This is a genomic window from Blastomonas sp. UPD001 (assembly GCF_003426715.1).
Classification (GTDB): Bacteria; Pseudomonadota; Alphaproteobacteria; order Sphingomonadales; family Sphingomonadaceae; genus Blastomonas.
The window spans coordinates 2,550,371-2,560,140 of sequence record NZ_QKVT01000001.1 but is presented as its reverse complement, the minus strand read 5'-3'; the positions used below and the strand labels follow the sequence as shown (position 1 = coordinate 2,560,140).

At 65.4% G+C, this 9,770-nt stretch carries 11 protein-coding genes; 1 reads left to right on the top strand and 10 read right to left on the bottom strand.

Going from position 1 to position 9,770, the window contains the following annotated elements:
• Window positions 1-39: 39 nt before the first annotated feature.
• A complete protein-coding gene (locus tag DM995_RS13045; RefSeq protein WP_116969697.1) occupies window positions 40-843 on the top strand; it encodes a Rossmann-fold NAD(P)-binding domain-containing protein in 804 nt (267 codons plus the stop codon).
• Between the two features lie 4 nt (window positions 844-847).
• Here the strand turns inward: DM995_RS13045 and DM995_RS13040 are convergent, their stop codons facing one another.
• From DM995_RS13040 to acnA, 10 genes are all read right to left on the bottom strand, one after another.
• Window positions 848-1,501, bottom strand: a complete 654-nt coding sequence (locus DM995_RS13040; RefSeq protein ID WP_116969696.1) for a glutathione S-transferase family protein — start codon at window positions 1,499-1,501, stop codon at window positions 848-850.
• Window positions 1,502-1,567: 66 nt separating this feature from the next.
• Window positions 1,568-2,212, bottom strand: a complete 645-nt coding sequence (yihA, locus tag DM995_RS13035) for a ribosome biogenesis GTP-binding protein YihA/YsxC (RefSeq protein ID WP_031318105.1) — start codon at window positions 2,210-2,212, stop codon at window positions 1,568-1,570.
• A gap of 120 nt (window positions 2,213-2,332) precedes the next feature.
• Window positions 2,333-4,096: a membrane protein insertase YidC gene (gene yidC / locus DM995_RS13030; RefSeq protein ID WP_116969695.1), complete on the bottom strand. Its 1,764-nt coding sequence runs from the start codon at window positions 4,094-4,096 to the stop codon at window positions 2,333-2,335.
• A 45-nt stretch (window positions 4,097-4,141) separates the two neighbouring features.
• Window positions 4,142-4,351, bottom strand: a complete 210-nt coding sequence (gene yidD, locus DM995_RS13025; protein WP_023838073.1) for a membrane protein insertion efficiency factor YidD — start codon at window positions 4,349-4,351, stop codon at window positions 4,142-4,144.
• A gap of 91 nt (window positions 4,352-4,442) precedes the next feature.
• A complete protein-coding gene (rnpA, locus tag DM995_RS13020) occupies window positions 4,443-4,811 on the bottom strand; it encodes a ribonuclease P protein component (RefSeq protein ID WP_116969694.1) in 369 nt (122 codons plus the stop codon).
• Window positions 4,812-4,900: 89 nt separating this feature from the next.
• Complete coding sequence (gene rpmH / locus DM995_RS13015; RefSeq protein WP_060977424.1) at window positions 4,901-5,035, bottom strand: 50S ribosomal protein L34; 135 nt, start codon at window positions 5,033-5,035, stop codon at window positions 4,901-4,903.
• Between the two features lie 118 nt (window positions 5,036-5,153).
• Window positions 5,154-5,708, bottom strand: coding sequence for a VOC family protein (locus tag DM995_RS13010; RefSeq protein WP_116969693.1), 555 nt, complete (start codon window positions 5,706-5,708; stop codon window positions 5,154-5,156).
• A gap of 1 nt (window position 5,709) precedes the next feature.
• Window positions 5,710-6,354: a carboxymuconolactone decarboxylase family protein gene (locus tag DM995_RS13005; RefSeq protein WP_116969692.1), complete on the bottom strand. Its 645-nt coding sequence runs from the start codon at window positions 6,352-6,354 to the stop codon at window positions 5,710-5,712.
• A gap of 40 nt (window positions 6,355-6,394) precedes the next feature.
• The gene (locus tag DM995_RS13000) at window positions 6,395-7,060 is read right to left on the bottom strand and encodes a hypothetical protein (protein WP_232824379.1); all 666 of its coding nucleotides are present in this window, start codon (window positions 7,058-7,060) and stop codon (window positions 6,395-6,397) included.
• Window positions 7,057-9,729 (bottom strand): aconitate hydratase AcnA, encoded by a 2,673-nt coding sequence (acnA, locus tag DM995_RS12995; protein WP_116969690.1) that lies wholly within the window; start codon window positions 9,727-9,729, stop codon window positions 7,057-7,059. The genes DM995_RS13000 and acnA overlap by 4 nt, the downstream gene beginning before the upstream one ends.
• Between the last annotated feature and the right edge of the window lie 41 nt (window positions 9,730-9,770).

Here is a 9,770-nt window from a genome sequence, read left to right as displayed (position 1 = left end):
AACCTTGCATCCCCCTCCCCCCTCGCTAGGTTCCCGCGCATGAGCCATCTCTTCATTTTCGGCATGGGCTATTCGGCCTCGCACCTCGCGACCAGGCTGCGCGCCCAGGGCTGGCAGGTGCGCGGAACGGGGCGGTCGGGCGATATGGATTTCGCCGATTCCGCCTCGGTCCACGCCGCGCTCGCGGACGCGACGCACATCCTCTCGAGCGTGCCGCCCGACCGCTCGACCGGGCTCGACCCGGTGCTCACGCAATATAGCGACATCCTGCGCGCCTCCCCCGCGCGCTGGATCGGCTATCTCTCCTCGACCGGTGTCTATGGCGATGCGGGCGGGGCGTGGGTGGATGAAACGTCCGTCGTCGGCACCGGGCGGCGCAACGCGCGCACCGAGGCGGACCTGGTGTGGCAGGCGCTCGATACGCGCGTTCGCGTGCTCCGCCTGCCCGGCATCTATGGCCCCGGCCGCAGCGCGCTCGACCGGGTGCGCGATGGAAGCGCCAAGTGCATCGCGATGCCGGGCCAGGTGTTCAGCCGGGTGCATGTCGAGGATATCGCGGGCGGTGTGATCGCCTCGTTCGATGGGCCTGCGGGCGTGTACAACCTTGCCGACGACTTGCCCTGCTCGCAGAACCGGGTGATCGAGGCGGCATGCCGGTTGCTGGGCGCGCCGCTGCCGGCGCTGCAATCGCTCGAGGAAGCGAATCTCTCGCCGATGGCCTTGGGCTTCTATGCAGAGAACCGCCGCGTCGCCAATGGCAAGGCGAAGCGGCTGCTCGGCTGGCAGCCCGCCTATCCCGATTACGAGGCGGGGCTGGCGGCAATCCTGCGCGGCGGCGGCTGAGCCTTCACCGCTCGAACCGCTCGATCACGTGAGGCTCGGCCTTGGCGGCCTCGGCCCAGTCGATCATCCATTCGTGCCCCAGAATGGCCTCGCTATAGGCCAGGGCGAAGCCGGGCAGCGTGATGCCATAGGTCTGGAAACGGGTGATCACCGGTGCGAACATGATGTCCGCCGCGCTGAAGCTGCCGAACAGGAACGGCCCGCCGCGCCCGAAGCGCGCGCGCGCCTCGGCCCAGAGCGAGAGGATGCGCATCACGTCCTGATGCACTTCGGGGCTGACGCTGAAATCGCTGTAGCGCTGGCGCAGGTTCATGCCGCATTCGCGCCGCAGCGGCAGGAAACCGGCGTGCATTTCCGCCGCCATCGAGCGGGCGAGCGCGGCGGCGATTGGGTCCTTCGGCCAGAAGCGGTCGCGATGGGTGCGATCAGCCAGCCAGTCGATGATGGCGAGCGAATCCCACACGACCGCCTCGCCGTCCCACAGCACCGGCACCTTGCCGGCGGAAGGCTGGAATTCGGGCGCCTGCCGCCGCTCGGGCCAGGCCTCGTCGTACAGCGGCACGACCACTTCCTCGAACGGCAGGCCCGATTGCTTGCACGCCAGCCAGCCGCGCAGCGACCAGCTCGAATAGTTCTTGTTGCCAATGTACAGCTTCATATCTGCCCCAATCGATCGGCTGTAGGTCTGACCCGTTCTCCAGGGAGAAAGGTGTGCGCGCGAACCTTATTCGCTGATGCTGTCCATCACAAAGCCGCGCAGATCGTCAATCCCCATGCGTTTTTCGGACGAGGTGATGATCACATCGGGAAAAGCTGCCGGGTGCTTACGCGCTTCGGCACGGGTCAGATCGGCGATGCGCTCGAGCTCGCTCGCCTTGATCTTGTCCGCCTTGGTCAGGACGAGGCGATAGCTGACCGCCGCCTCGTCGAGCATCTTCATGACATCGAGATCGACCGGCTTCACCCCATGGCGGCTGTCGATCAGCACGAGCGTGCGCTTGAGCGCCGCGCGGCCCCGCAGATAGTCGTTGATCAGGAAGCGCCACTTCTTGACGACATCCTTGGGCGCCTTGGCAAAGCCATAGCCCGGCATGTCGACCACGCGAAAGCGCGGCGGGTCGCCGATATCGAAGAAGTTCAATTCCTGCGTGCGCCCCGGCGTCACCGAGGTGCGCGCGATCGCCCGCCGGCCGACCAGCGCGTTGAGCAGCGAGGATTTGCCGACATTCGACCGGCCCGCAAAGGCGATTTCGGGCACGGTCGGCGGCGGCAGGAATTCGAGCGACGGCGCGGACTTGAGGAAGGTCACCGATCCGGAGAACAGCCGGTTCGCTTCGAGCAGCAGCGGGTGGATCTGGGGTTCATCCATGCGCGGCATCCCCCTTCCCGTTATTCCCGCGAACGCGGGAATCCCGCTTGGGCGCGCACGCTGTGAATGGGAGCGGGACCCCGGCCTGCGCGGGGGAGACGACGGAAGGAAAAGCGACGATCACGCCTTGCCCTTGCCGTCGGCCTTGGCCGCCTTGTCTGCCGCTTCCTTCGCCGCCAGCTCCTTGAGTTGCGGATGGCGGCTGTACAGCCATTTCTGCTGCGCGATGGTGAGCACGTTCGACATCGCCCAGTAGAGCTGCAGGCCCGCGGCAAACGGCGCCATCACGAACATCAGCACCCAGGGCATGATTCCGAAGACCTGCTGCTGGACCGGGTCCATCGGCGCGGGATTGAGCTTGAACTGCAGCCACATGGTCACGCCCAGGATGATCGGCAGCACGCCGATGGCGATCATGCTCGGTGGATCGAAGGGCAGCAGGCCGAACAGGTTGACCGGGGTCAGCGGGTCGGGTGCCGAAAGGTCCTTGATCCACAGCACGAACGGCTGGTGGCGCATCTCGATCGCGAGCAGCAGCACCTTGTACAGCGCGAAGAAGACCGGGATCTGCAGGAACATCGGCAGGCATCCGGCGAGCGGATTGACCTTTTCCTTGCGGTAAAGCTCCATCATCTCGGTCTGGAGCTTCTGCTTGTCGTCCTTGTAGCGCTCCTGCAGCGCCTTCATCTTGGGCTGCACCGCGCGCATCGCCGCCATCGAGGCGAACTGCTTCTGTGCGATCGGGAACATCAGCCCGCGGATGATGATCGTCAGCAGGATGATCGCGACGCCGAAATTGCCGACCTGCTCGAACAGCCAGTTGAGCAGCTTGAAGATCGGCTTTTCGAACCAGATGAACCAGCCCCAGTCGACCGCGCGATCAAGCAGCTTGATCCCCTTGGCATCGACATAATCATCGAGCAGCTCGGTCTCCTTGGCGCCGGCAAACAGCATCGATTTCGTCTGGATCTGCTTGCCCGGCGCGACGACAGTGGTGTCGAACAGCAGCTCGGACTGGTAGAGCTTGCCGCCCAATGCGCGGAAATTGCCCGCCATCTTGCCCTTGGTGTCGGGCGCGGGGATCAGCGCCGAGAGCCAGTAATGGTCGGTAAAGCCGAGCCAGTCGATATTGCCGGTATATTCGACCAGCTTTTTCGGATTCTCGTCGAGATCGTCATAATGCACGTCGAAATCGGCGACATCGTCGAACACGCCGAGTGGTCCGTTGCGCACCGTCCAGGTGCTGGGATCGGCATTGGCGCTGGTGCGGTTGATCAGCCCGAGCGGACGCACGATCGCGGGCATGGCGCCGCTGTTCACGAACCGCTGGGTGACGGTGATCAGGTAATTGGCGTCGATGGCATAGGTGATCTCGAAGCGCTGGCCCGCGGGGTTGGTCCAGCTCAAGGTCACCGGCGTCTTCTGCGTCAGCCTGGTGCCGCTCGCGGTCCAGACGGTCTGGCTGGTCGGGGTGACCACGCCCTCGCCGATCCAGCCGAACTGCGCGAAATACTGATCCTCGGTCCCCGCGGGCGAGAACAGGTGGACCAGGTCCGAATTCTTGTCGAGCTTCTCGCGATAGTCCTTGAGCACGAGGTCATCGAGCCGCGCGCCGGTGAGGTTGATCGAGCCGGCGACGCGCGGCGCGTCGATCGGAATGCGTGCGCTACCGGCGATCACCGCCTTGCGCTCGCGGATCACCTTGGGCGCGGTGCCGGTATCGGGCACGGCATTGCGGTTGTTCAGCCCCGGACGCGGCGCTTCGACCGCATCCTCGATCGTCGCCGGGCGCGCTGGATAGAAGAATTCCAGCGCATAGGGCCATCCGAACAGAACCAGCGCCATCAGAACGATGGCGATGATGAGGTTACGCTGATTCTCCACGCTTCAAACCTTCTTCCGGCAATTCATCAGGGGGGCGCATCTTGGTCAGGGCACCGGATCATGGCCGTGCCCGCCCCATGGGTGACAGCGCAATAGCCGCTTCATCGCCAGCCAGCCACCCTTAATCGCACCGTATTTCGTCAGCGCCTCGATCGCATATTGCGAGCAACTGGGGCTGTAGCGGCAGCTGGGCGGCAGCACCCGTGACGGGCCGAGCTGCCAGGCGCGCGCGACGAGGATCAGCAACTGGCGCATCGTGGCTCCATGTCCCCTGCTCTCGATCGAAACGCGCGAGAGGGGCCAGCGGCTTTAGACGGACGCGCGGGTCCTGGCGACCGGCGGAGCATCAGCGCTTGCGCGGCTTTCCGCGCGGCGGGCGGCGGTCCGAACTCGCCCTGCCCTCACGCACCCGCGCGAGCGCGCGTTCGAGATCGCGCTGCATCTCGGCATAATCGCGGGTCAGCGCCTCGGTGCGTCCGATCAGCACATGGTCGGCGCCCGCGATGCCCTGAGCCGGTAGCACCGCGCGCGCGAGTTCGCGAAAACGGCGCTTGATCCGGTTGCGCACCACGGCATTGCCGGTCTTCTTGGTGACGGTATAGCCGATCCGCCGCGTCGCATCATCGTCGCCGCGCGGCTTGACCAGCAGCACGAAGCCCGGGGTGCCGACGCGCAGGCCACCATTGGCGGCGAGGAAATCGGACCGCTGCCGCATGACAACGGGCGCCCCGGAAGGCTCCGGAGCGCCCGTGCTGTCAGTTTCGGTGCTGTCGTCCGCGCCCGCAATCACGGGCGGCGGCCCGATCAGGCGCTCAGGCGCTTGCGGCCGCGGGCACGACGTGCACGCAGCACGGCGCGACCACCCGGGGTCGCCATGCGCGAACGGAAACCATGGCGACGCGCGCGCACGAGATTGCTGGGCTGAAATGTGCGCTTCATGCGGCACTCCTGAAAATTACGGGTTCAAATGATTCGCTGCGAGAAACGGCCGGGCCGTCCCCGCGAAAGCTGGGCGCATAAGGGGCAGGCTGTGGAAAGTCAAGCGCGGCTGGCGCTTTCAGGCGCTTTGCGTTTCCTTCTGCGCGCGATCCTTGGCCAGCCATTGCCGCATCGATGCGGGCGGCGGCGAGGGGTTCATGGTGCGCTCGTCCAGCGCTGCGAGCGCCCTTGCCCGGTCCGCCTCGGTGAATGTGCCGGTGGTCAGGCAGAATTCGACCATATTGCCATTGGGGTCGCGGGTATAGATCGACCGGCACCAGTTGTGATCGATCTCTAGCACGTCGAGCCCGGCCGCATTCCACTGGTCGCGCCGGGCGTCGAGCGCCTCGGCGCTGTGCACGGCAAAGGCGAAATGGTTGGTGCCGGGCGGCATGTGCGCGGCCTTGTTGAGGTTGAACTCGTGCGCGTCGGCATTCGGCACCTCGTTCAGTTCCCAGAAGGCGATGAAGCTGCTGTCGTCGCCGTCCATCCGGTAGAAGAAATGCTTGCCCCAGCCGCCGCCCATCATCGGCGCGATCTCGACCTTGACCAGTTCGAACCCGGTGATGCGCTCATAAAAATCGTGAATCGCGGCCATGTCGCGCGCCGCCATGGCGAGGTGGTGATAGCTCATCTCAGTCCCGTTTCCGCCGGTCGACCATGCCCATGACATCGGCGGTGGCCCCCTCGGGTGCGGGCACCTCGGTCACGGGATCGTCGACATCGTCATATTCGAGCCGCAGCGCGCGGCTCATCACCGCATGCATCATATAGGTCGCGGTGACATAGGTAAGCTCGAGAATCTCCTCGTCGGAGAGCTCGGCCTGCAAGGCGGCGAACACGCCGTCGGGCACGCGGCCATGCTGCAGCACCAGCGCATCGGCATAGGCGAGCACCGCGCGCTGCACGGGCGTGAAGCAATCGGCGACCGGCCAGTGCGCGATCGCCTGGACCTGCTCTTCGCTGAGCCCGGCAAAGCGCGCCGCCTTCATATGCTGCGAATAGACGAAGCGCGACCCCACTGCATAGCCCGCGCGGGTCTGGCCGAGCTCGCGCAGGACGGGATCGAGCTTGCGCCGGTCGGAACGGTAGAAGCCGAAGCCTTCGGTGGTGTGGCGGAAGGCATCGGGGACGAGCGCGAAGACGGTCCACCAGTTGCCCGGCGTGCCCGTCGCGGTGCCGGGCTGCTCGACCGGATCGCGATCCCCGAACAGTGCGGTATAGAGCTTGCGGGCATAATCGTCCGCCGCATCGCGCGGGACCTGGCGCAGGCGCGGCATCAGCGGCTCCTCTGCTGGCGGGCAGAGCGAGCCGCACCGGTCACTTCATGGCCTCGCAGGCTTCGAGCACCTTCATCGGATTGCCGAGAGGGCTGATATCGCGCAGCGAAAGCGAGAACTGGCGCTGCATCGCCTCGGCATCGGCGATGCCTGCCGCCTTGGCGCGCTCCTCGGTCAGCTTGGCCGCGAGCCTGTCCGCCAGCGCGCCCACCCGCTGGCCGAACGGGCTTTCGCCCGAGTCTTCCAGCTCGCTCTCGGCCATGCCGGCGAGATAGCTGGTCAGCGCAAAGCACTGCATCTCCCGCGTGAACGGGTCGGCAGGCAGGGTGACGACGCGCTTCGAGCTGATCAGCGGATAACGCGCTGCGCATAGCGGCACCAGCGCCGGGGCATCGGCGGCCAGCGTGTCGAGATTGGTCGGCGGCAGGCTGGCGGTCGCCTCGAGCTTCTCGACAAAGCTCTCGGGCGCAGCTTCGGTCTGCTGGCGCGTGAGATCGAACAGGAACCAGCTCGCCTCGGCAGCCGCCTCGGTCTTGCCCTTGCCGGTGACGACGGCCGCGTAGAAACAGGTCAGCGCCGCTTCCTGCGGATCGCTGGCCAGGGTGACGGCGCGGGTCGGAGCCTGGGCCGCCGCCATCGGGGCCGCGCCAAGGACCATCGCCGCGCTACCCAGCGCAACCATGGCCCGAGACACGAACCCGATCATGCCGCGAGCTTGCGCAGCACGTAGTGGAGGATGCCGCCGTTCATGAAATACTCGATCTCGTTGGCGGTATCGATGCGGCACAAAGCCTCGAAGCTGAAGCTCGAGCCATCGGCGCGCGTCACTTCCACCGTCACCTGCTGGCGCGGCTTCAAATCGGCAATGCCCTTGATGGTGAAGCTGTCATCACCGGTCAGGCCCAGGGTTTCGCGCGTGTCGCCGTTCTGGAACTGCAGCGGCAGCACGCCCATGCCGACCAGGTTCGAGCGGTGGATACGCTCGAAGCTCTCGACGATCACCGCCTTGACGCCCAGCAGGTTGGTGCCCTTCGCCGCCCAGTCGCGCGACGATCCGGTGCCATACTCCTTGCCCGCGATCACGACCAGCGGCGTGCCATCGGCCTTGTGACGCATCGCGGCGTCATAGATCGGCATCACTTCCTGGCCATAGCGGCTCATGCCGCCCTCGATCCCCGGCACCATCTCGTTCTTGATGCGGATATTGGCGAAGGTGCCACGCATCATCACCTCGTGATGGCCGCGGCGCGCGCCATAGCTGTTGAAATCGGCCTTGGCGACCTGATGCTCCATCAGCCACTTGCCTGCGGGCGAATCCGCCTTGATCGAGCCTGCGGGCGAGATGTGATCGGTGGTGATCGAATCGCCCAGGATCGCGAGCGGCTTGGCCTCGATGATGTCGCCCACCGGCGCGGGGGTCATGCTCATGCCCTCGAAATAGGGGGGGTTGGCGACGTACGTGGAACCGGCGCGCCAGCTATAGGTTTCCGATCCCTCGACATTGATCGCCTGCCAGTGCTCGTCGCCCTTGTAGACATTGGCATAGCGCGCCTGGAACATCGAGCGGTCCATGCACGATGCCATGGTGTCGGCGACTTCGAGATTGGTCGGCCAGATGTCCTTGAGGAACACGTCCTGGCCGTTGGTGCCGGTGCCGATCGGGGTGGTGGTAAAATCCTCGATCACCGTGCCCTTGAGCGCATAGGCGACGACCAGCGGCGGGCTGGCCAGGAAGTTGGCGCGCACGTCGGGCGAGACGCGGCCTTCGAAATTGCGGTTGCCCGAGATGACGGCCGCGGCGACCAGGCCGTTGTCGTTGATCGCCTTGCTGATCGGCTCGGCCAGCGGGCCCGAATTGCCGATACAGGTGGTGCAGCCATAGCCGACCAGGTTGAAGCCGACATTGTCGAGATGCTGCTGCAGCCCGGCCTTGACCAGATAGTCGGTGACCACCTGCGATCCGGGCGCGAGCGAGGTCTTGACCCAGGGCTTGGGCTTGAGGCCCAGCTCATCGGCCTTCTTGGCGACGAGGCCCGCCGCGACCAGCACGCCGGGGTTCGAGGTATTGGTGCAGCTGGTGATCGCGGCGATCATCACGTCGCCATCGCCGATGTCGAAATCCTTGCCCTCGACCGCGACGCGCTCGTTGGCCTTCTTGTAGGTCTCGGCCATGTCCTTGGCGAAGACATCGTCGACTTCGGTGAGGTCGACGCGGTCCTGCGGGCGCTTGGGACCGGCGAGCGAGGGGACGACGGTCGACATGTCGAGCTCGAGCGTGCTGGTAAACACCGGATCGACCGCGTTCGGATCGATCCAGAAGCCCTGCTCCTTGGCATAGGCCTCGACCAGCGCCAGCAGCTCCTCGTCGCGGCCGGTGAGGCGCATGTAATCGATGGTCTTGTCGTCGATGCCGAAGAAACCGCAGGTCGCGCCATATTCGGGGGCCATGTTGGCGAGCGTCGCACGGTCGGCGAGGCTCAGCGAGGCAAGGCCCGGGCCGTAATATTCGACGAAGCGGCCGACCACGCCATGCTTGCGCAGCATGTTGGTGCAGGTGAGCACCAGGTCGGTCGCGGTCACGCCTTCGCGCAGCTGGCCGGTCAGCTTGAAGCCGACGACTTCGGGGATCAGCATCGAGACCGGCTGGCCGAGCATCGCGGCTTCCGCCTCGATCCCGCCCACGCCCCAGCCGAGCACGCCCAGGCCGTTGATCATCGTGGTGTGGCTGTCGGTGCCGACACAGGTATCCGGATAGGCGACGATCGCGCCGCTCTCATCGGTGCTGGTCCACACCGCCTGCGCGATATTTTCCAGGTTCACCTGGTGGCAGATGCCGGTGCCGGGAGGGACCGCCTTGAAATTGTCGAGGCTCTTCGATCCCCATTTCAGGAAGTCGTAGCGCTCGCCATTGCGGTAATATTCGATCTCGACATTCTGTTTGAACGCCTTGGGATGGCCGAATTCGTCCACCATTACCGAGTGGTCGATGACGAGGTGGACGGGCACCAGCGGGTTGATCTTGCTGGTATCGCCGCCGAGCTTGGCGATCGCATCGCGCATTGCCGCCAGATCGACGACGCAGGGCACGCCGGTGAAATCCTGCAGCAGCACGCGCGCGGGGCGATACTGGATCTCCGCGTCAGACGAGGGGTTCTTCTGCCAGTCGACAATGGCTTGAGCATCCGCGGTCGAGACGGTGAAGCCGCCATCCTCGAAGCGCAGCATGTTCTCGAGCAGCACCTTCATGCTGAACGGCAGGCGCGAGATATCGCCCAGCTTTTCCGCCGCCTTGGCCAGCGAATAATAGGCGATGGTGCGTCCGCCCACTTCCATCGTCGCCCGGGTGCCGAGCGTGTCCTGTCCAACAGCGGTCATGAGGTGTCCCTTCCAGTTTATCTATGTCCCAAGGCACCGGA

Excerpts from the sequence above, each read along its gene's own strand:
- DM995_RS13000 (WP_232824379.1), bottom strand. The coding sequence starts at position 7,060 with ATGATCGGGTTCGTGTCTCGGGCCATGGTTGCGCTGGGTAGCGCGGCG.
- rnpA (WP_116969694.1), bottom strand. The coding sequence starts at position 4,811 with ATGCGGCAGCGGTCCGATTTCCTCGCCGCCAATGGTGGCCTGCGCGTC.
- DM995_RS13040 (WP_116969696.1), bottom strand. The coding sequence starts at position 1,501 with ATGAAGCTGTACATTGGCAACAAGAACTATTCGAGCTGGTCGCTGCGC.
- DM995_RS13045 (WP_116969697.1), top strand. The coding sequence starts at position 40 with ATGAGCCATCTCTTCATTTTCGGCATGGGCTATTCGGCCTCGCACCTC.
- yidD (WP_023838073.1), bottom strand. The coding sequence starts at position 4,351 with ATGCGCCAGTTGCTGATCCTCGTCGCGCGCGCCTGGCAGCTCGGCCCG.
- acnA (WP_116969690.1), bottom strand. The coding sequence starts at position 9,729 with ATGACCGCTGTTGGACAGGACACGCTCGGCACCCGGGCGACGATGGAA.
- yihA (WP_031318105.1), bottom strand. The coding sequence starts at position 2,212 with ATGGATGAACCCCAGATCCACCCGCTGCTGCTCGAAGCGAACCGGCTG.
- DM995_RS13010 (WP_116969693.1), bottom strand. The coding sequence starts at position 5,708 with ATGAGCTATCACCACCTCGCCATGGCGGCGCGCGACATGGCCGCGATT.
- DM995_RS13005 (WP_116969692.1), bottom strand. The coding sequence starts at position 6,354 with ATGCCGCGCCTGCGCCAGGTCCCGCGCGATGCGGCGGACGATTATGCC.
- rpmH (WP_060977424.1), bottom strand. The coding sequence starts at position 5,035 with ATGAAGCGCACATTTCAGCCCAGCAATCTCGTGCGCGCGCGTCGCCAT.